Here is a 21985-nt window from a genome sequence, read left to right as displayed (position 1 = left end):
GATTAGCGCTTATGCTGACATTGGTACAAGAACCATAGTACCGATGATCACTGTAATCAGACCCGCTAGAACTGGCACTGATGTGCGTTTTACTACCTCAAACGGACTGATGTTTGCCATACCTGAAGTCGCAACGATTACACCAGATACTGGCGAGATAGTGCGACCGAGGTTAGATGCTTGAAGCATTGGGATGATTAGGAACGCAGGGTTTAAACCCATCTTCGCAGCCAGTGAAGGAGCAAGTTCTACGAACGCGTAGAATGGTGCGTTACCAGAACCTGTTGCGATTGCCGCTGCAACAGTAAGGCCAGTTAGGAGCAGCATCAGAGCAACGCCGCCTGCACCAGCGTTATCTGCTAGGTGAAGTAGGTTGTCGATTGCACCGATAGACATTAAACCTTGCGCGAATACGCCCGCAGCTACCAACAGCATTACTACGCCTTTGAACGCATCCGCCATGCCCGCGTAACATGAGTCTAGATCTTCAAGAGATTTCTTGCCATCGAACTTGTTCACAACGTAGTGAATAATGGCGCCCAAGAAAATTGAACCAACTACGATGGTGTAAATATCTAGGCTTAGACCAGGGATTGTGCGGCCGTTGAATAGGAATACACCGATGATTGGTAGGAAAGGTAGCACGGCATAAAATGCTGGCGCATCTGCTTTAATTTCAGATACGTCGATTCTCTCCATTGGAGTATTTTCTTTCTTGTCTAGGTATTTGTTCCAGAAGAAGGCCGCCGCTGCCATTACGATGATCGCGCAAATAGAAACAGGAAGTACGGTTTGAACTGCGAACACGTCAAGCGCTAGACCTGATTTTTCTGCAGCGATAACTACGTCACCTGATGTTGGTGAAAGAATGATTGCAGCTGGTGATGCACACACTGCAACTGCTGCTGGGCGAGAGATGCCCATCGCTGTCATCATAGGGAATAGGGTAGCCATCAATAGGACGCCTAGACCTGTTGCTGAACTCACTGCAAGAGACATCAAACATGCCACGATGTAAGCCGCTACCAAAAGGACGTATGGAGACTTGATAACAGAAAGCGGTTTAGAGAACTGTTTTACTACTACATTGTTTGCGCCGATATGCGTCATGTAAGACGCGAAACCGCAAAGTAGCATGATTTGCATACCAAGACCGCCACCACGGTATTGAAGCATGTATTTTACGTACTCTAGTGCGTCCGTCACCATATTACCCGTTGAGGTTACTTTTGATGGCAGAACGTCATGGCCAAGAATGCCAGTCATAAGAAGCAAACTAATACCTGCGGTTAATAACACGCCAGCAGCTTTATAGCCTTTGACGATGAAATAACCCACAGCAATGGTCACTGCTAAGCCAATTAAGAGCTCTAACATAGGGTTGTCTCCAAATATTATGAACAAAAGAAAGAAACTGTTTCAGTTTATGTCTAGGAATTTACAGAATTCTTTCCTGTGGCACGAGACTAAATTAGAGCTAGCATGATCTAAAACAAATAATAGATTAATAAATAATTGCGTTGGATTATATTGTTTAAATTACGTTTTTCAGGTGTTATGTACTGGTTTTGTTGTTTTTAATGAAACGAAAATATGAACAATTTGTCGAATAAAAATCGCACGAAATGATTAAAAAGTGGGAAAAGCAATAGTTCGAGCTGGATCACGTTAAAGACGCTTGGTTGAACAAAAAAGCTCCGAATGAACGGAGCTTTTGTTTAGACGTCTTTATATTGAAGCGCGAGTTACACGTTATGCGTAGCGTCGAACTAAGAGGTTCCAACTGCGTTGTTGACGTTCAAATTCTTCCTTAATTTGTTCGTATTTCAGCTTTGATACTGAACGTTCGTACTTTTTCACTACCGTTGCTGTTTTCTCACCCAGCAATTCTTTACGTGCTTCGTAATATTCTTGCATGTGGTGTACGAGTGCATCGAATTCCTTCTGAAGCTGATCTCTAATCGATTGGCTGTTTGGCTTACTCTCTAGTTTCTCTTTGGCTTTCTTCAATAATTGAGTTGCTCGTGCTTTCTCAATACGAAATGTCGAAGTCGTGCGAAGCTTCGTCGTCAAACCTAACCAAGAGCATGATTTTATTAGCCATTTGGTTGGATCGTAGTGCCACCAGTAGACGCCATTGCGGTAATCGTTCTCAAAGATGTGGTGGAAGTTATGATAGCCCTCACCAAAGGTAAAGAATGCCAAAATGCCGTTATCGCGAGCGGTGTTTTTGTCGGTGAAAGTTTGCTTGCCCCAAACGTGCGCCAATGAGTTGATAAAGAAAGTGGTGTGATGGCTCAAGAACAGACGAGCAGCACCAACGATCAGGAACATTCCCCAGATATCACCGTATAGAAGCCCAAGAGCCAGTGGGAACCCGATGTTAGTCGCGATAGCCAAAAGAACATAATACTTGTGTTGCCACACAACGATTTTGTCGCGCTTCAAATCGCGACAGTTCGTGTACTCGTTCTCTCTTGATTTGTTGTAATCACGAAGCATCCAACCAATATGCGAGTACCAAAAACCGCGCTTAGCTGAGTAGGGGTCTTTGTCGTTGTCGTCGACATGTTTGTGGTGAACTCGATGATCAGATGACCAATGCATAGCACTGTTTTGTAGAGAGAAAGCACCACCGATGGCAAAGATGAATCGTAAAACTGGGTGAGCTTCGTAGGTTTTGTGACTCCAAAGGCGGTGATAGCCCGCTGTAATAGAGAGGTTGGTGAAACTAAAGGCAATAATGCCCCAGGTCAGATGTTCCCAACCTAAACCGTAGCGGTATGCATACCAAGGTAGTACAACAAAGGTGAGAATGAAACTGGCAGAAAATATCAAAATATTCAACCAGATGAGTGGTGGTTTATTATGCTTCACAATGTGTCCCTAACTTTGAGCTAACAACTGTACGCTAGAATATCAGCGTACACGTGTAAGTCAAATCATAGTTATTTGACTTTGTTTCGAGATGTGACAGTTCTATCACTAAAAGAAATGTCGCATTATTGGCAGCTTAGAGTGGGATATTTTGCTTTTAAATGAATAATGAGTAGTATTAATCAATGAGCTGAGGCGTTAGGTTTGAAGTATCTACCAATAATTAGCGGTATATGAGGTGGAAAATGCCAACGCTAGCTAGAGAAGCAATAGAAAACATAGGAATACGTAATGGAATTACGAGTAGCGGAATATAAGGATTATGAACGCATAGCGCAGTTACATGCGGACAGTTGGAAGCGTCACTACCGTGGTGTTTTGAGTGACAGTTACTTAGATAGTGAAGCCATCGACGACAAATTGTTGATATGGCAAACGCGCTTAACCAATCCACCATTTAACCAACATATCGTTTTAGCCGAAGAGGGCGGTCTTCTTCTTGGTTTTGTTTGTGTGTTTGGCAATCACGACTTTGAGCGTGGTAGTTTTATTGAGGCTTTGCATGTTGATGATGGCTATCGCGGTCGTGGGATAGGAAAGCAGCTTTTGTTAGCTGTTGCTGAGTGGCATCAACAATACTTTAAAGACAGCGGCCTTTACTTGGAGGTCGTGTCTCAAAATACGCAAGCAGTCGAGTTCTATCGACATCTTGGTGGTCAGGAGTGTAAAGAACGAAACTGGCGAGCTCCAGGCGGCAGTGAAGTATTAGAAAAAGTGTTTCGATGGACGAATGCTCAGTCATTAGTGTCTGGGATAGAAGAGCACGTCGTTTACTCCTGATCCTTAAGAGTATTACCTCAACAACAAAGCAGCCAAGAGCTGCTTTTTTTGTTTCTCTCATCTATTATTGCTGCTTAAAAAGCACTCAAATAAACAATAGATCTCAAATAGAAAACACGTGTCACAAACAAAAGAAAGATCGCTGCGCTGCATCACTGTATTAACTGATATATAATTAGTTCTAGAGTTGTTATGTCTATAATTTCAATGAAATAGGTTTAAATGGGTCGTTGGCACGATAGTATGGATGCATTGCGTAAGGTATACCAGTATGCAGAGCCGAATCTGACGTTAGTTGGTTGGATGGGGTTTGTTGGCTTTCCGACGTACTTTATTGTATGGGAGTACTTGTTCCCACAGCCATACGAAAACTTACCGCTGCGCTTGTTTTGCTCACTTCTATTTCTCGGGATTATCGTTAGAAACAAATTAAGCTCTCGCCTAAAAGCAAACATGCATTGGTACTATCAGTTTGCTATAACCCTTTGCTTACCATTTTTCTTTTTCTATATGTTGCTGATGAATGATTGGTCCAATGTTTGGGTTATGTCATTTATGTCGGCGATTTTTTTGCATATCCTTTTGGTCCATATCACTCGAGTGATGTTTATCCAAACGTTCGTTGGGGTTTTTCTGGCTACGTTTTTTGCGTGGGCCTCGAAAGGGTTTCACCTGCATATAACGATGGATTGGACTCATGTTCCGATCTTTTTGTTTATCTATCTTTTCGGCAATCTATTTTATTTTAGAAACCAAGTTGAACATGAAGCGAAAGTATCAATAGCTAAGTCATTTGGAGCGGGGATTGCTCACGAAATGCGTAACCCGTTAAGCGGGCTTTGCTCTTCCATCGATGTGATGCAGTCAATTATTCCAGATCCAAAACAAGAGAAAAAAGACACTTATCAACTGTCCATTGAAGATGTTGAGTTATTGCGCGAGATTAGCGATGACGCAATGAAAATGATTCAGTCAGGTAATGAGACTATCGATTTGTTGCTGACATCAATAGATGAGAATAGAGTTTCTCGCGCTACCTTTAAAAAGCATAATGTCCAACAAGTGATTGAAAATTCAATTGAAAGTTTCAGCTATAAGCGAGCGTCAGATAGGGCGGCAATATCAATCGATATCCGGAGTGGCTTTGACTTTTTAGGTAGTGACACTTTGTTAAAGTACGTAGTTTACAACCTATTTAAAAATGCATTTCATCATCGCAGTTCAGAAGACTTCCATATTCACTTGACCGTTGAGTCGAACGATAATGCCAACCGTATTGTTGTTACTGATAATGGGGCTGGGATCTCGGTTGATGCTCTTGAAAACATTTTTAGGGACTTCTATACAACCGGTAAATCTGGAAATTATGGACTAGGCTTACCATTTTGTAAGAAGGTCATGTGCTCCTTCGGTGGTGATATTAAATGTGTCTCTGAGCTTGGAGAGTGGTCTCAATTTACGCTGACATTTCCTCTTCTTAATTCGCCAGTAGTAGAAGAAATAAAGGATGAGTTAATCAAGTTGAAATCAGTACTGTTGATATCTAACCAAAAGATCCTTGTGAGTAAGGCGACAGACTTAAGTCGTCATATGGGGTTTCAATTTGATGTTATTAATACGCTAGATGTCTTCAATAAGAAAGAGTATGAGTTCGAGTATGACGTGATTTTTGTCGACCTTGAAAGTATTGATATCCGAGGAACACAGCTGGATAGAATTGAATCACTTCTATCATTTACAGAAGGGCGAATCGTTTACTTGTTCCAACAGCATTCACCATCTCGTCCAATTAAGGCTGGTTATTTCCCTATCTGGATGGAGACTCAAGCTTGGTTACTAAACACTTACACGACGATCGAACGGTTATTGTTTGATGTTGATTATGAGTCTGCTGCGGCCCCTATTAGAGAAATAGAGCACGATAACAGAAGGACTATCATGGTCGTTGACGATAACGAGTCGCTACGAAAGTTCACCGCGTTGTTGTTAGAAAAGCAGGGATTTGATGTTATTCAGAAAGAAGATGGCGAACAAGCACTGGAAGCTTTGAGTTCTGAAAGTATTGATTTAATTTTAATGGATATTGAAATGCCAGTGATGGATGGGATTGAAACATCGCGCAAGATTCGTAGTTCCAAGTGTGCTTACTCGACGATTCCAATTATTGCACATACAGGTGATAGTTCACCGGTGACACTTGAAAAGATAGAGTCATCAGGCATGTCTGATTTTATCGTCAAGCCAGCTGATAAAGCTCGATTGTTTGACAAAATCGCTCATTGGATATAGAGCTCAGCGAACTGAGCTCCGAGTTTATTCGTACTAAAACAGTTATTTAGACAAATTCTAGTTCAGGGTTATTGAAAGCCTTTTCGCACACGGCCAATACGTGTCCGACTTGAGCCGTTGTGATATCAGCGTTGATAGAAAAACGAATGATATTCTTGTTTTTTCCTGTGGCTGGTCGACAGAAAACGGCTCCAAATACATCATGTTCCTCTAGAAAGTCCCTCACTTTTTCCGTGTTCTCTTCGCTTCCACATTCCAAAGCAATGATCTGTGATTCACTACGAATCTGAAATCCAATCTGCTTTAGTCCGGTTCTTAAAGATGATGAACGTGCAAACAAAGCTTTTCGTTTGTCATCCGCACTTTTAATAACGTTCAGCGTAGATTCCAAGCGGACAACTTCTTGAGGAAGAATTGTCGAGCTAAAAATAGCAGGATACGCAACAAACGGGAGCGATTGAGATAGCTTTTGCGGGCCCAAGATTGCGCCTGCCCGATAAGCAAATGTTTTGGCTAAGCTAACCGTAATAAAATCTACTTTACTCGTTAAACCAAGTGCTTTTACTAGCCCGGCTCCTGCAGGGCCATGTGTACCTAATGAATGTGACTCATCGACGATAAGAGCGCAGTTTGATTCAGAAGCAATTTCGTAGATTGTTTCGAGGGGCGCTATGGTTCCAATAGTGCTGTAAATAGAATCAACGATAATAATGCCCTCACCGTGTCGCTTGATTTGCTTTTGAAGGTGGTTCATGTTGTTGTGCATGAACGGGTGAATTTCAGCTCCAGCGATACGAGCTCCCTCCCACAATGACATGTGGGCGAAGAAGTCGATATAGACCGGAGTTTGTGGTGCACATATCGTTTGTAATAAGCCAACATTTGCAGCCCAACCTGATTGGGACAATAAACAACTTTCCATTCCCGTAAAATCAGCAAGTTGCTGTTCAAATTTAGGCTTAGATTGCTCATCTTGTAAAAAAATTGCCGACATTACGACGTTATCATCATCTACTGATATAGCGTGCTGGTGGTCAGCTTGAATCTGTCGGTTGCTTGACAAGGATAGGTAGTCGTTGCTTTGCATCACCACTGAACTATCCGTTGGGCGTTTTCCTAGTACAAGGTGTTTTTTGTTTTGATTTTTTGCTATTAAATCATGGATGTAAAAGTCCAGACGCTCCTCAACAAAGGAAGGAAGTGGTTTTATTTTAGCTTTGTCACTCATAATATACTCTCTTCGTTATACAGAAAACGTCAGCGCTGACACTGTGTATGATCCGTATTGTGAGAGAAGTGTCATTACCCAAGTTGCATAAGTTTGAGAGCCCATGCAAACTCAATATTTAAGGCTTTAACTATGCTAAATCGCATATAGGCTTGTGGGGATGCAATCTACTTATACAGGCAGTCTAAGGTGACTTTTTGAGGCCAGATAGGCGAACTGGTTAGTGTTGATTTTGGGTTTCATTGTGACAAAAAAAGCGCGATGACTCGCGCTTTTAATTGTATTTGAGAGTATTTTTATCGCTTATTACGAAGGTAACGCTTACGACGTTCTTCTTTACGTTTCGCTTTCTCTTCTTCTTTGCGAGCAGTTTCGATTTCTACTTCGATTAGCTCTTGAGTAATCATCTCTGGTAGCTCAAGAGTAATTTGACCCAGTGTGCCTTGACGAAGTTCGTGAAGAAGGATTTCAGATACTTTGTGAAGGTCTACTCGTCCGCCAGCACGCAATGCACCACGGCGACGACCGATCTCTTCCATCATCTCGATATCCGATTGTGGCAGTTCGTCGATTTGGTAACGCTCTTTTAGCTTTTCAGGGTAGTGAGCCGCTAGGTATTCCACCGTGTAGAAGGCTACTTCATCGTATTCCATTGCGGTGTCCTTTACCGCGCCAGTTGCAGCAAGACGGAAGCCACTGTGTGGGTTTTCTACTTTTGGCCATAGAATCCCCGGAGTGTCAGAAAGAACGATACCATTTTGAAGGTTAATACGCTGCTGACGACGTGTAACCGCTGGTTGGTTGCCTGTTACTGCAATGGTACGGCCCGCAAGTGTATTGATAATGGTCGACTTCCCAACATTAGGGATGCCCATGATCATGGTGCGGATGTTTTTGCCGATTTCTTCGCGATGCGGAGCAAGTTTACGTACCAACTCCATAATTTTTTGGACTTCAGACGGTTGAGAGGTAGTAATGGCAATCGCTTTTACGTTGTGCTCTTTCTCGAAGTGGTCAATCCAAACTTGAGTCAACTCCGGATCTGCAAGATCGCGTTTGTTAAGCACTTTTACTACAGGCTTATCTCCCTTGAGTTCCGCAATCATAGGGTTTTCACTACTAAAAGGGATACGAGCATCAAGCACTTCAATAATGACATCAATTTGAGGGATCGCTTCTGCAATCTCTTTTTGGGCTTTATGCATGTGGCCCGGAAACCACTGGATAGAGTTGTTAACCATTTGAATATATAACCTTTAGTAATTCTCAATCTTGCTATGACATATAAAGAGAGTGTCGGTAATACCGTAAGCACAAGAGGTAGCTACGTCGTCGCATAATTAGGTAATTCTAACACGGAAAGTTGGTTTGACCTTGTATAGTTGCTTGTTTAACTATCCGGGTGTACAAAAACTGTGCTTGTCGGAGTGAAATCGGTAAAGTAATTGTGGTTAAAAATACAGTGTCTTCTTCTTGCAGCTTAAGTGTAGACTAACGAGTAACTAGCAATATCAATTACACGAATACTAAAGATGTCAGATTCTTCTTCACTTCAACAAATTATTCACTCGCGCCGTTCCGTACGAAAATACGATGCAAACGCAAACTTTAACCATGATGATGTAGCGCATGCGTTAGAACTCGCGACACTCAGCCCTAATAGTAGCAACATGCAGATGTGGGAGTTCCATCGTGTGATCTCAGAAGATAAGCGAATGAAACTTGCCGATTATTGTATGGGACAAAATGCAGCCAAGACGGCAAATGAGTTAGTCGTATTTGTAGCGACGACCCATAACTGGAAAGAGCGCGCAAAGTGCAACGCAGAGACTGTGCGTCAAGCTTTCGAAGGCCGTGACGACGTTGCGGCCAAGCGCGCTCTAAAGTATTACGAAAAATTAATCCCTATGGTTTACAACAACGATGCGATTGGCTTCCGTGGCGCAGTTAGGAAGGTTTATAGCTGGTGGTTAGGACGCAGTAAACCAATGGTACGAGAGGTCAGTAAATCAGATCTCCGTGTTTGTCTTCATAAAAGTGTTTCTCTTGCGGCAATGACGTTCATGTACGCGATGCGAGACAAAGGATACGATACTTGTCCTATGGAAGGCTTCGACTCCAAGAGAGTAAAGGAGTTATTGGGACTGCGTAGTAGTGATCAAATTACCATGGTGATCAGTTGTGGAGTGAGAACTCCTGAGGGCATTTATGGAGCTCGACACCGCGTTGAAAATGAGTCGGTGGTTAAAATGCATTAATAGGTAAAGCTTTATAACTCTATGCCGATAAATATGTAGAGCTTAATCTCTGCTAGTCAAACTAGGTCGAATTTGTCTAAAATGAGACCAAATTTCAATGCGATGCAGAGAAGTGTGCAGTAAGTATCCTTTTATTTATTTACAAAACCTATTGTAAGGACTAAAAAAGGAGACTTGGAAATATTGCTTCCAGATGTTTATGGGAGACATCGTTCATCTTGATCGATCTACAGCTTGGATAAAGTGGTTTTATGAGTAACGTAACCAGCACAATTTTGACAGAAAGTGGTACTAATGAACTTGAAATTATTGAGTTTCATTTAGAGAAAAAATTACCTGATGGCACGACGAAGACATGCTATTACGGCATCAACGTAGCTAAGGTTCGTGAGGTTATTCGTGTACCAGAAACTACGGATTATCCTAACGCTCAGCCACACATGATAGGAGTATTCTCATCTCGTGAGGTGTTAACTCCCTTAGTTGATCTTGCTGGCTGGTTAGGTGTTCAAACTCGTCAAGATATTGAGCGTAAGTTCGTTATCGTGACAGATTTTAACAAGATGACCAATGGCTTTTTGATCGACAGCATCTCACGTATTCATCGAATTTCTTGGAATGATGTTGAGTCACCAAGCCAGTTCCTTGAAGCTGGTGAACAAGATTGTGTCGTGGCTGTTGTGCGTAAAGATGGCAACTTGATCATGATTCTTGATTTCGAAAAGATTATCGCAGATATCAACCCTGAACTGAGTATGGAAAAATACGATGTTACAGGTGATAAGTCTGTGGATCTTAATCAAAGAATGGTTGGCAAACGCAATAGCAAGACAGTTATGGTCGTGGATGACTCTGCGTTTATTCGCTCGCTAATTCAAGATACGTTAGCATCGGCAGGGTATAACGTTATAACCTGTAAAGACGGCGGTGAAGCTCATGAAAAATTGATGAGTTTGATTGAAGTTGCTAAAGAAGAAAACTTGCCAGTGAAAGAGCTACTGGATGCAGTTGTTACAGACGTTGAGATGCCGAGAATGGATGGTATGCACTTAGTTAAGCGCCTACGTGATACAGAAGCATTCAAGGAAATGCCTATTGTTATGTTCTCGTCTCTGATGAGTGAAGATAACCGAGCAAAAGCCCTTGCTCTTGGTGCAAATGATACCATTACCAAGCCAGAGATTGGTCGCATGGTGAATATGATGGATAAATACGTGTTTAATTTCACGTAAGTTCCAGAATAAATTAAAAGAGGCTGCCAATCGGCAGCCTTTCTTTTATTCAAGGTAAGGAAGAATTTTGAGCTCGCCACTTTTGTTTGCTGATTGAAGCCACCCATATAAAATACCGTATTGAATTATATTGGACTTGTTCGTGGAGCATAGGCTGTTGCAATCAGTATTGCATCAGGGCTTGAACCTGATGGATACCATAGAATCTTCTAATCTGAACCCAAACCATCAATGCCTGGAAACAGTATAGGTCAGTTCTGATTATCGGTATCTATTACAGTAACCGTATTAGCTACTTTCAATAGCGAGAAAAAGAAGAAGTGATTGAAGGCTGATCAGGAAATATTTTGATTGTTTTTTTAATAACTTTGATGAATTCTATACGGGGTGAGAAATTATTATTTATAAGTAGTTTATATTTAATTAAATCTCCAATAACTACATCATATATAAGATGACGTCGATGGGTTTCGATTCTACTAATTTGCTTGCTATGGGACTGATATTCCTCGGTTCTTACGTACAAACTGCTATCGGTTTTGGCTTGGCTATTGTGGCTGCGCCCTTACTTATTCTTTGGGCTCCGGAATATGTGCCTGCTCCAATTTGCCTTGTTGCGTTATTTATTTCTTTGATGAATGCGATGAAGCATCGTAGCAGCGTTGAAATTGGCGGTTTAAAGATGGCGCTAATTGGTCGAATTCCTGGATCGTTAGCGGGTGGGGCGCTACTGTTTTTTGTTTCAACAGAAGCTCTCACGCTTTGGATTGGTTTTCTTGTACTTTTTGCCGTGGCAGTCAGTGTTCTTCCATTTCGTATAGAGCCGACTCCGGGTCGTATGACGTTTGCTGGTTTCTTCTCTGGCTTATTTGGTACAAGTTCTGCAATTGGTGGACCTCCAATGGCTTTGTTGCTGCAACATCAAGAAGCTAACCAGTTACGCGGTAATCTTTCTGCTTTCTTTGTTTTTAGCTCTATTATCTCGCTAGTGGTACAAATTCCGGTTGGATTCTTCACACTTCACCATTTGGTGATCACTTTACCGCTTTTACCCGCTGGGGCTCTTGGTTACTGGTTAGCAATTAAAACCACGCAAACTCTACCAAAAGAAAAAATTCGCTTTGGCGCGCTGACACTCTGTTTTGTCAGCGGTATTACGGCAGTGATTCAAGGTCTAGCTTTGTAATAGCGGATCTTCGTTCTCAAATTCACTTTACAAACTTACTTTGCTCTATAGAATCGCGTCACTTTTTATTTGTCGAGTTAGTTATGAATAACAGTCGTTACGGCAATTTTATGGCTGCACTATCCTTCATTATTTGGGGATTGCTGCCTGTTTATTATCGCTTTCTGCCAAATGCGTCAATGGATGAGCTATTAGCGCTACGTATTATTGGTTCTGTGCCTGTAGGCTTTATTTTGGTACTTGCAATTACTCGTCACAAGCCCAACTGGAATGTGATTTGGCAAGATAAAAAATCGCTTTGCTATACGTTTGTGGCGAGCAGCTTGATGTGTATCTCTTGGGTTGCGTTTACCTGGGCGTTAACGAATAACCGAGTCATTGATGCGAGTTTGGGTTTCTTCATTGGTCCTCTAATTTCGGTAGCTCTGGGAGTCTTTGTCTTAGGCGATAAGCTCTCAAAAGGGCAGTTTACTGCGATCCTATTGGTGACGGTTGGTGTGATGTACCAAGTGATTCAATATGGCCAGTTACCTTTAGTGGCTCTTACAATGGGGTTGTTCTTCTCACTTTATGGCCTGTTTAAGAAGAAAATTAAATTTGATTGGAGCACAACTTTATTTATAGAGGCTGTGGTTCTTACGCCTTTTGCGTTCGCGTATTTATTGATCAAGCAGTGGTCTGTAGGTGAGTTGACGTCTACGGTAGATATGACGACTTTCATGCTTTATTTAGGAAGTGCGCCAGTGACCATATTACCATTGATCTTCTACTCAATCGCGATTCGTATCACTAACTTGTCTACTGTTGGTCTGATGCAATACATTGAACCAAGCCTTCAATTTGTGTTGGCCGTGGTCTTTTTTGGTGAGTTGTTCGATAGTGTAAAAGCAGTGACTTTTGCCTTTATTTGGGTTGGTCTGTTGTTCACTATTTGTGAAGGCGTTGTAAAGCGATCGAAACGTAAAAAGTTGGCAAACTACTCACTTTAGTCAATTTCTTCTTTGGATTCATAGAGCTGGCTTATATAAGATATATACCCAAGTGATCCTCGCTCAACCAAGCATCTCACGGTTACTTGGGTATAGTTAGCCTCGAAAGAATGCTGGTACTGTGCAAGTGTTCGAACATAACAATATCTAAAGAAGGAAGTTTTATGATTACCGCTCTCTACGCGTCCGCTCTCGCTCTACTGCTCATCTGGCTTGCTTTTCAAGTCATAAAACAACGTCGCAGCAACAAAATCGCTTATGCGGATGGTGGTGTTGAGTCTCTGCAAATCGCTCGCAGTGCCCAAAGTAACGCCAGTGAATACATACCTATAACTCTGATTCTAATGGCCCTACTGGAATACAATGGTGCATCGGTTTTATGGATACATCTTGCTGGTATTGCTTTTGTTATTGGGCGTGTCATTCATGCCAGAGGAATATTAGCAGAAGACCTAAAAGGTCGAGTGACAGGGATGAAGTTAACCTTCTTTACTATGATTGGTTTAGTGGCTCTTAACTTAATCTATTTACCCTACGGAAACTTATGGTAAAAAAATCGACCTATTTACCTCCAGCGTGGTTGCTTGTTCTTGTTGGATTAATACTCAACATTGCGGCAATTATTCTAACCAGTGTCGTGTTAGATAAATTGGGTAAAGAAACGGGACTACTCGCGGAGAAAAAGGCTGAGAACCTCTATTCGATACAGTTGGCTTGGGACAGCGTTGAAACGCTAGAAAGGAAGCGGGAAGTGTTGTTATTGCACTTACACCTTGCTCAGTTCGAATTGCCATCTGAAGAGGTGAGTCAAGTTTTACAAGGGCATTTGTCAGCTTGGACAGGTAAGAAAGTCAGTGCTATAAACGTCTCGCAATTATCGAATTTGATGTCGGAGATCAACCAAGCCCAGAGCAATGATAGAGAGCGAATCGACAGTTACTATCTAGAGAACTTAGAGATTAGCGAAGTGATGTCAACCTTGGAAGAAAAGATTGCTTGGTACAAAAGCATAGGCTTGTTTCTTCAGATATTTGGGTTAGCGCTTATTTTAGCTCGGGATCTTGCTCGTAAGCCGTAAGTTTTGCAAAGCAAGTGATTGCGATTTGCAAAGAGATGTTCGCATAATGCACTCAATTTAATGTAAAGGCTGGTGTTGTTAATTGAGTTTTAATGCAAGTGATTGAATAGCAATTGATTTTATTTCGCCTGTAAGTTGGCACGGCGAATGCAGTAGTACTTATGACCCTTTTAAGCCGAGGGTCACCTAGCCAACTGACGTTGTTAGTGGACCAGATTGTTCACACGTATACACAGCCAATCACAAGTTTTGTGGTTGGCTTTTTTTTCACAATCAATTCACGTTTTAATTGTTACAGTTTCCAGTCGAATAATGTCGAAAGCTGTGATAGTTTTCGCGCGCATATGAAGTCTAATTGGTTGTATTAATGAAGAAAGTTGTACGTTTAGTTGGTGCCGTCTCTATTTTTGCTGCGCAATCGGTAAATGCAATGAGCGAAAAGGATTGGGATGTGCTTACCGATATTGGTGCTTATGGGTTGGTTGCAACTGCGGCCGCGGTACCAGCCTACAAAGGAGATTGGGAAGGCTTTTGGCAAGCAGGCTTTAGTATTGGCGCCGCCTCTGGGATTGGTTTAATTGGCAAAACAACCATTGATGCGGAACGTCCAGATAAAAGTGGCAATGACAGTTTTCCTTCCAACCATACTGCCAACGCTTTCGCTTCGGCAACGACCCTTTATTTGCGTTATGGCTGGGAAGCGGGTTTACCTGCTTATGGTGTTGCTGCGTTAGTCGGTGTTGGGCGAGTTGAAGCGAAGAAGCATTACTGGCGTGATGTACTTGCTGGAGCAGCACTTGGTACCCTAAGTGCGTATGTATTTACTGATGCTTATGATGAAAATGTACAGCTTGTCCCTTGGGTAACGAGTGAAGACGTCGGTGTATCAATCACTTACCGTTGGTAGTCTGAGTTCTGAACAGTAAAAAGCCTCGGTATTAACCGAGGCTTTGTTGTATCTAAATGTAAGAACAGCAGTGCTTAGAACTGAGCTTTAATCCAGATCATACGGTGGTCAGAAGAGACATCTTTACCGTTACCGTACTTGCCGATGCGAGCATCGTTGAACAGCTTACGACCTTCTTCGTATGATGCGGCCCAGTAAACACCAGAGTCCACAACGTTTAGGTTTGCTGATGGCATTGCATAGTCAACACCAAGACCGAACGTAGACGTGATGCGGTTTGGAATTGGGTGCGTAGAGTTCTTGTCTACGGCATGCTCAGCTGCGCCAAAGCTTGTTGGGTAAAGCTCACCATTCATCACATCTTGGTTTACCAGTGGATCATTGTGGAACGCTTGCATGATGTCGCTAAAGCCGTCGCCATCCAATGGATCTAGGTTTTGGTCGCCCATCATTACAAACTTCGCACCTTCCGCTAGACCACCTTTGTTTCCTGCGTCATCGTAGAAGTACTCTTTGCCTTGTACATAGTGATGCCAGAATTCAACTTCAGCACCATTTTGTACTTTGTTTTTACCTGGATCAAAAACAGGAGGAGTAGGGTGAGACATTAGTAAGTGAATAACTTCATCACCTTTCTCTGTAGGGATGATAATTGGTGCGTCTACGTGGTTTTTAGAAGACAGGCGAACGACATCCCACTCATCTGCAGTGTACCAGTCGTCTCCACACTCCATGCCATCAGGGATAGTTTGCGAACCGTCACAGATTGTAATCGTTGGGATTTGAGCACCTTCCATGTCTTTCCATTTGAATTCTTGGAAAGTACGTGTGTTTTCTGTATCGATCTTGTATTTAGACATCAAAGCAAACGCATACTGGCCGTGGTAGAAACCAAAGCCCCACGCATCGCCAGGAAGTTGACCTGCTGTGCCGTTGTTGTCTAGGTCAAGGCCGCTGTTTAGGCCCGTGTTTGTTGAGTAAGATTCTGCGTAAGGGTATTCGATTGGCTCAAGGTTTGCGTCGCCGCCTGCGCCTTCAAGGCTTTGTGCGATAGATAGGTAGTTCTTCTGGAAGCCTTCCAGTGCCACTTTATCTTCGCCAGTACCATCGTTGTTGAACTCTGCCATCATTAGCACGTCAGGACGGTTTTTCTGAATAATAGCTGCCACGTTACGGATTTGAATGACTTTTTCAGCCATTGTTTTATCTTCATCTGCGATGGTGCCATCAAGGTAAGCGGTGACAAGTTCCGTTTGTTTTGCTGGCTCAACTTGCATTTCTGCTACAAGGTCTTCAAACGTACTGCGATCAAAAGAAAGGTTATAAGTGGCGATCTTTACGTCTTGAGGTTGAACATATTTGATATCGTCATCATCACAGCCAGTTAAGAGTGCTGCGCCAATAAGGAGAGCTAAGGGAGTTTTGAAATGTTTCATGGGTATGTCATACCTTATAATTGGATTCGCGCAAATACTAAAGTTATCAGTAGCTTTTGTAAGCGATCTTCGTCACACAATCGATTGCGTATTTGCATATGTAACCAGTTTATTTGTGATTTGTGAGGCGAATGCATCGTTTTCAACACCAGAAGGTTATATTCAAACTGTTAAATATCGATGATTAAGTGATTTGATTAACATGAAATCATTGGGTGGATTTATTGAAACCGCCAACTAGAATCACTATAGATAACCACTCAAATAACTACAAAATAACGCTATTTACACGTAGACGTTCAACTCTGTCAGGTTGGCTGTGCTTAGTTAATAAGACCGGGGATCAAATGATGGAAACAGTAGCACCTCATCGTTACAGAGTTGTCGCGACGACAATCCTTCTCTCAGCAATATGTTTTTCACCTTATTCTTTTTCCGCAAAACCAGAAAGATTAGAAAATAACCATGGATATCTCGTTGCTCTTGAAAAGCGCAATCAGTCTTCAACCCAAAATGTCGGTAAGGCTTTGGGGCTTCAAAAAGAGCATAACGTAGAGAAAATTCAATCCAACCAAGGCAAAAATGGCTACCTGCATACCCGTTATAGGCAAACGTACAAAGGCATACCATTATGGGGGAAGCAGATTGTTGTTCACCGAGATAACAATGGCAAAATACAGCGAATCAACGGGACGTTGGTTAAAGACATCACTAGTGATATTTCCAATGTGTCACCATCGCTTAAAGCGGCAGAAGCAAAGGCCAGCGTTCAAAAACAATTTGTCTCAGATGGCTATCAGATTGAAGACCAAAAGCAGGCGTTAACCATCTACGTTGATAACAATAATGTTGCTCATTTGGCTTATGAGATTCGCTTTTTTGCCGACTCTGAAAATGCTCATAAACCGACAAGGCCAACGTTTTTAGTTGATGCGCACACTGGCAAAATTTTGCATCAGTATGAAGGATTAGCCCATGCCAGTGCTGATGGTCCCGGCGGAAACCTCAAAATTGGTGAGTATCAATACGGTGTTGATTACGAAGCGTTAAATGTCCAGCAATCTGGCAGCACTTGTATTATGGATATCGATGGCGTGGTCAAGACAGTCAACTTGAATGGCCGCACTTCAGGCAGCACTCATACATTTACTTGCCCAACTAATACTGTAAAGCAAATCAATGGTGCTTACAGCCCTCTTAATGATGCCCACTATTTCGGTAAAGTCGTGTACGACATGTACCGAGATTGGCTGGGTATCGCACCATTGACTTTCCAATTAGAGATGCGCGTCCACTACAGAAAACGTTATGAAAATGCCTTTTGGAATGGCTCTAGCATGACCTTTGGCGATGGCGATACTTATTTCTATCCGTTGGTGAGTTTGGACGTTTCCGCTCATGAGGTCAGCCATGGTTTTACGGAACAAAATTCGAACCTCATTTATTCTGAACAATCGGGTGGTATCAATGAAGCGTTTTCAGATATTGCTGGTGAGGCCGCTGAGTTTTATTCACGAGGCAGCAATGATTGGAAAGTCGGTTATGACATTCGCAAATCCGCTAACGGCGCGTTGCGATACATGGACAATCCGCCTCTAGACGGACGCTCAATCGGTCATGCTTCCGACTATGTCAGTGGTATGGATGTGCATTACTCGAGTGGGGTGTTTAACAAGGCGTTTTATTTACTTGCAACCGAATATGGTTGGGGGACACAAAGAGCCTTTGTGACTTTTGCTTACGCAAACCAGAATTATTGGACGCCTGATGCGACTTATGATTCAGCGGCTGCTGGTGTATTAGCTGCTGCACAAGCGTTAGGTTATTCCGGTACGGACATTACTAATGCATTCGCACAAGTTGGGGTCTCTACAAGCGGCGGTGTTGTTGAACCACCAGTGACATCTTGTGATATCACGGTACTGGTAAATGGTGTAGGGTCGTCGGTTGACTCTGCTTCGACAGGTCAATGGCGTTGTTTCACCATTGATGTGCCAAGTGGAGTAACAGAACTCAATGTCGTGACTTCGGGCAGTAATGGCGATGCCGATTTATACGTTAAGCTGGGCAGTGCGCCTTCAGAATCGGATTATGATTGTCGCTCTTATAGTAGTAACAGCAATGAGAGTTGTACCTTAGCATCACCAAGTACAGGTACGTGGCACATTGGTGTTTATGCTTATGCGGCATACAGTAATCTTTCTGTGACAGCAACCTACGTTGAGGAGGAAGCGCCGCCACCACCTCCACCAGAAAGTGATGTGACAACGACCTCGACAAACAACGGGAAAACGTGGACTGCTCGAGTCACTGGTTCGGGATTGATGGAGGGCTATTGGTCTCTTGGCGATGTATGTAAATCTGATACTGAGTGTGTATTGAGTGGCATTCCGAAGAAAACCAGTTCCGTTAACTTTACCCTGAGTGATGGACGAGTCTTTACAATACTGAAACCATAGACGTTGCTGTCGATCTCAAAGGCTCTGATACTGTTCAGAGCCTTTTTGTTTCTGTGTTTTTTGTATTTAGTCTTTTGGTTATAATGCGCGCTTACAAGAAGTGAGGACGACCTCACCGCTCTCATCACTATCGGGGACGACCCCAATCATTTGGAATCTCTCAATGGCTTGGGCAATTCTTTTTCTTGCAGGTCTATGCGAAGTCGCATGGGCAGTTGGGCTCAAATACACCGAAGGTTTTAGTAAGCTTGCACCATCTGCATTCACTATTGGGTTTATGGGGTTAAGCTTTTGGTTACTGGGTATCGCGCTTAGAACGTTACCGCTAGGTGTGGCTTATGGAGTTTGGGTCGGTATTGGCGCGATAGGTACCGCAATTGCCAGTATCTATTTATTTGATGAACCAGCGACGTTAATTAAGCTTATCAGTTTACTGCTCATTGTTGCAGGTATCGCGGGTTTGAAGTTCGCAGCTTAACCTTTGAATCACAGGAGAAAGAAAAGCCAGAGTTCTGCTCTGGCTTTTGCTATTTGAATGATGAGAAGCCCTAAGCATGTGAGAGTTTACGAGCGCTTTCTCATAAACAGTACTAGATGTTGACCAAAGACATTAATGAGAGCTCCCGTTACGATCAATGCGCCGCCTAAGTATGTCCATGCGGAAGGCAGTTCACCAAAGAAGACGATACCCAACATGATAGAAAATATGATCTGAACGTATGAGTAAGCTGAGGCTTTCCCGGCTTCCTGCGTTTGCATTGCCTTCGTTAATCCTAGTTGCCCGACCTGAGTAAAAACACCGACCAAAACGAGCATCATGGTTAGATACAAATCTGGCATGACGAATTGATCTCCAATCAAAAGAATCGATGCAGGCAATGCCACTAAAGGGAAGTAAAAGATGATGACGGAGCTGTCTTCTGTCTGGCTTAGCTTACGCACGATCACATATGCAATAGAGCTGCCAAACGCGCCTAAGATAGCGATCATCACACTGAACATTGGTAAGGCATGCTCCGCGTCTGGACCGGTTTCTGGTCTCACCATGACGTATACCCCAAGTAAACAGAGGGCGATACAAATAAACGTAGAGAATTGGATTCGTTCTTTAAGGAAGAAAACGGCAAGTAAGGCAGTAAATACTGGGTGGATATACTGAAAAATGGTTGCTTCAGCTAATGGTAGCGTTGTAACAGAATAGTACACACACATCAAAGCCATGGTTCCAACGGCACCGCGAGCAAAGAGCAAGGGCTTATTATTACCCCAAACTGAAATGCCTTTGCGTTTTACATCGAGATAGCTGATCACTAGCGAAACCAGAGCCCTAGCAGCTACGATTTCAAATACAGGTATACCGTGTAAGCTAACGTGCTTTACCGTTGCGGACATCAGTGCAAAACCAAAAGCGGACAGCACCATAAAGCGCACGCCAATCGGAACCATTGAGTTGAGTGAGTTAGGCATCTTACTGCTCGTTTATTGCGGGAGATCGCACTTTAGCACACTAAACTCACAAAAAGATCAGCACCTTGTGATTAAGCCCCCTTATCCGCATGATACAAGGTAGACTGTCCCGTTCTGATTGAAAATAATAAATCTATAAGGAAAATGCATGATTCCTATTCAAGCAACGCATGTGTCTGGTGTGGTGATTTCTGAGTTCGACGGCATAAAGAAAATGCTGTTGCTAGAGCGAGTGAAAGGTGGCTATTGGTGTCATGTCGCTGGTGGCGTCGAAGAGGGCGAAGCGGGTTGGCAAACCATCGTACGAGAGCTTAAGGAAGAAACACAAATCGAAGATGTCGAGCTTCATAGCGCAGACTTTCTCGAACAGTTTTATGAGGCGCACAAGAATCGAATCATGGTTATCCCTTGCTTTGTTTTGTTCTGTAAGCCGAATCAAGCGGTGACGCTAAATCATGAGCACACTGACTACCGCTGGTGCACGTTGGAAGAAGCAAAACAGCTCGCGCCATTTGCTAACCAGCACCAGCTCTACGAGCACGTCTGGAAGAACTACGTAGAAAGTGAACTCACGCCATTCACTTTGATTAAGCAAAGTTAACTACGGAATCACTATGTACCAAGGGTATGAACAACATCAGACACTGCAAATTTCGGAGCGTATTTCCATTGAGCCTTTGCAGGCAAAACACGCGAATGTTCTGCTCGAAGTAGTCAATAAAAGCCGTGACAGCTTGTCTCGATATCTACCTTGGACAGACTTTGTCACGAATAGAAGAGAGGCCTTGCGTTATATCTCACAGCGGGTCAACAGCATTGCACTCGATTCGTACTGGTTTGCCCTTTTTCTGGATAACCAATTTGTTGGCGTGCTAGGGGTTAAAGGTATGAACGAAGATACGCGAGTTGTCGAGATAGGTTACTGGCTAGCGGAGATTGGACGCGGTCATGGGGTGGTTCACCAGGTGCTCTCCGTTATTATACCGTCCGTCAAGCAAAGAGGGCGCGCTAGCGTGATCCAGTTTCATTGCATGGAAGATAATATCGCAAGCATTCACGTGGCACAACGAGCGGGAGCGACACTAAAAGAGTATGTTGATCATAATTTTGAAACCCTAGATTCTTCTCAACGACTGGGTATTTATGAGCTGGATCTGGCTACAATAAGTAATTGAAAATAGTAGCTTAAAATTCGTTGTGGCGATATAAAGGGATGAGTGAGCTGGAAAGGAAAAGAGCAATGGAAATAAGCATTCATACCATTACTTGGCAAGATGCAATGCCAATTCGCCATCAAGTACTATGGGCAAATAAACCCATCGAACATTGCCAAGTAGAAGGCGACGAGGAAGCGGAGCATTTTGGCGCATTCGTCGACAACGTATTGGTGGGGGTGGCGTCGATATACCGAGAAGACAATCAAGCTCGATTGCGCAAGTTTGCTATCTTGCCTGAGTATCAAGGGCAGGGTATTGGTTCGTCCATGATTCGATGTGTGTTAGAAAGCTTTAAGTTTTCACCTGTTGAGTATTTCTGGTGCGATGCGAGAGAATCGGCCTTGGCTTTCTACGAAAAGTTTGGGATGCAAGTTGAAGGTGAGCGCTTCTACAAATCTGACGTTCCTTATTACAAAATGAGGCTTGCGCTTTAACCAAAATAAATCTGAGTTTGAACTCTAATTTCCTTAGTGCGTTAATAGTCAGAATGTTGCCCTTATGTTAACTTTGAATCATACATAA

At 42.9% G+C, this 21985-nt stretch carries 20 protein-coding genes; 14 read left to right on the top strand and 6 right to left on the bottom strand.

Annotated elements, in window-relative coordinates:
- Nucleotides 1-9: 9 nt before the first annotated feature.
- Nucleotides 10-1377: an anaerobic C4-dicarboxylate transporter DcuC gene (gene dcuC / locus B853_RS23810; RefSeq protein WP_038886378.1), complete on the bottom strand. Its 1368-nt coding sequence runs from the start codon at nt 1375-1377 to the stop codon at nt 10-12.
- Nucleotides 1378-1752: 375 nt separating this feature from the next.
- Nucleotides 1753-2877, bottom strand: coding sequence for a fatty acid desaturase (locus tag B853_RS23805; protein WP_038886376.1), 1125 nt, complete (start codon nt 2875-2877; stop codon nt 1753-1755).
- A 291-nt stretch (nt 2878-3168) separates the two neighbouring features.
- On the opposite strand from B853_RS23805, the gene B853_RS23800 reads away from it, so the two are divergent.
- Both B853_RS23800 and B853_RS23795 read left to right on the top strand, forming a co-directional pair.
- Entirely contained in the window at nt 3169-3717 is a 549-nt protein-coding gene (locus B853_RS23800; protein ID WP_010452170.1) for a GNAT family N-acetyltransferase, read from the top strand.
- A 243-nt stretch (nt 3718-3960) separates the two neighbouring features.
- Complete coding sequence (locus B853_RS23795) at nt 3961-6006, top strand: hybrid sensor histidine kinase/response regulator (RefSeq protein WP_038886432.1); 2046 nt, start codon at nt 3961-3963, stop codon at nt 6004-6006.
- 46 nt (nt 6007-6052) lie between these two features.
- Here the strand turns inward: B853_RS23795 and cqsA are convergent, their stop codons facing one another.
- Together cqsA and ylqF are read right to left on the bottom strand one after the other, a co-directional pair.
- Nucleotides 6053-7234, bottom strand: a complete 1182-nt coding sequence (gene cqsA / locus B853_RS23790) for an alpha-hydroxyketone-type quorum-sensing autoinducer synthase (protein WP_038886375.1) — start codon at nt 7232-7234, stop codon at nt 6053-6055.
- A gap of 296 nt (nt 7235-7530) precedes the next feature.
- Nucleotides 7531-8475, bottom strand: a complete 945-nt coding sequence (gene ylqF, locus B853_RS23785) for a ribosome biogenesis GTPase YlqF (protein ID WP_038886373.1) — start codon at nt 8473-8475, stop codon at nt 7531-7533.
- A 291-nt stretch (nt 8476-8766) separates the two neighbouring features.
- Between ylqF and B853_RS23780 the strand changes: the two genes are divergently transcribed.
- The 7 genes from B853_RS23780 (at nt 8767) to B853_RS23745 (ending at nt 14884) form a co-directional block, all read left to right on the top strand.
- A complete protein-coding gene (locus tag B853_RS23780; protein WP_038886371.1) occupies nt 8767-9492 on the top strand; it encodes a nitroreductase family protein in 726 nt (241 codons plus the stop codon).
- 251 nt (nt 9493-9743) lie between these two features.
- On the top strand, nt 9744-10724 hold the full coding sequence (locus B853_RS23775) for a chemotaxis protein (RefSeq protein WP_010452160.1): 981 nt from the start codon (nt 9744-9746) through the stop codon (nt 10722-10724).
- A gap of 463 nt (nt 10725-11187) precedes the next feature.
- The gene (locus B853_RS23770; RefSeq protein ID WP_038887230.1) at nt 11188-11910 is read left to right on the top strand and encodes a sulfite exporter TauE/SafE family protein; all 723 of its coding nucleotides are present in this window, start codon (nt 11188-11190) and stop codon (nt 11908-11910) included.
- 83 nt (nt 11911-11993) lie between these two features.
- A complete protein-coding gene (gene rarD, locus B853_RS23765) occupies nt 11994-12899 on the top strand; it encodes an EamA family transporter RarD (RefSeq protein WP_038887232.1) in 906 nt (301 codons plus the stop codon).
- Between the two features lie 164 nt (nt 12900-13063).
- Nucleotides 13064-13450: an MAPEG family protein gene (locus B853_RS23760; RefSeq protein WP_038887234.1), complete on the top strand. Its 387-nt coding sequence runs from the start codon at nt 13064-13066 to the stop codon at nt 13448-13450.
- On the top strand, nt 13444-13977 hold the full coding sequence (locus B853_RS23755) for a hypothetical protein (protein ID WP_038887235.1): 534 nt from the start codon (nt 13444-13446) through the stop codon (nt 13975-13977). Before B853_RS23760 ends, B853_RS23755 begins: the two co-directional genes overlap by 7 nt.
- 367 nt (nt 13978-14344) lie before the next feature.
- Nucleotides 14345-14884, top strand: a complete 540-nt coding sequence (locus B853_RS23745) for a phosphatase PAP2 family protein (protein WP_038887237.1) — start codon at nt 14345-14347, stop codon at nt 14882-14884.
- A gap of 74 nt (nt 14885-14958) precedes the next feature.
- Here the strand turns inward: B853_RS23745 and B853_RS23740 are convergent, their stop codons facing one another.
- Nucleotides 14959-16320, bottom strand: a complete 1362-nt coding sequence (locus B853_RS23740; RefSeq protein WP_038887239.1) for an endonuclease/exonuclease/phosphatase family protein — start codon at nt 16318-16320, stop codon at nt 14959-14961.
- A gap of 350 nt (nt 16321-16670) precedes the next feature.
- On the opposite strand from B853_RS23740, the gene B853_RS23730 reads away from it, so the two are divergent.
- Both B853_RS23730 and B853_RS23725 read left to right on the top strand, forming a co-directional pair.
- Nucleotides 16671-18779 carry a M4 family metallopeptidase gene (locus tag B853_RS23730; protein ID WP_038887241.1) on the top strand — a complete coding sequence of 703 codons (2109 nt, stop codon included), beginning with the start codon at nt 16671-16673 and terminating at the stop codon, nt 18777-18779.
- Nucleotides 18780-18942: 163 nt separating this feature from the next.
- On the top strand, nt 18943-19257 hold the full coding sequence (locus tag B853_RS23725; protein ID WP_010452144.1) for a DMT family transporter: 315 nt from the start codon (nt 18943-18945) through the stop codon (nt 19255-19257).
- 86 nt (nt 19258-19343) lie between these two features.
- Here B853_RS23725 and B853_RS23720 read toward each other — a convergent pair whose 3' ends face one another.
- Complete coding sequence (locus B853_RS23720; protein WP_128827028.1) at nt 19344-20246, bottom strand: DMT family transporter; 903 nt, start codon at nt 20244-20246, stop codon at nt 19344-19346.
- Nucleotides 20247-20394: 148 nt separating this feature from the next.
- Here B853_RS23720 and B853_RS23715 point away from each other — a divergent pair, with 148 nt between their 5' ends.
- From B853_RS23715 to B853_RS23705, 3 genes are all read left to right on the top strand, one after another.
- Nucleotides 20395-20847, top strand: a complete 453-nt coding sequence (locus B853_RS23715; RefSeq protein WP_038886608.1) for an NUDIX hydrolase — start codon at nt 20395-20397, stop codon at nt 20845-20847.
- A gap of 13 nt (nt 20848-20860) precedes the next feature.
- Nucleotides 20861-21421 carry a GNAT family N-acetyltransferase gene (locus tag B853_RS23710; protein ID WP_038886609.1) on the top strand — a complete coding sequence of 187 codons (561 nt, stop codon included), beginning with the start codon at nt 20861-20863 and terminating at the stop codon, nt 21419-21421.
- Between the two features lie 65 nt (nt 21422-21486).
- Nucleotides 21487-21897 carry a GNAT family N-acetyltransferase gene (locus B853_RS23705; protein WP_038886610.1) on the top strand — a complete coding sequence of 137 codons (411 nt, stop codon included), beginning with the start codon at nt 21487-21489 and terminating at the stop codon, nt 21895-21897.
- Nucleotides 21898-21985 lie beyond the last annotated feature (88 nt).

It is taken from the genome of Vibrio rotiferianus CAIM 577 = LMG 21460, from assembly GCF_002741985.1.
Taxonomy (GTDB): domain Bacteria; phylum Pseudomonadota; class Gammaproteobacteria; order Enterobacterales; family Vibrionaceae; genus Vibrio; species Vibrio rotiferianus.
This window is presented reverse-complemented; position numbering and strand designations above follow the sequence as displayed.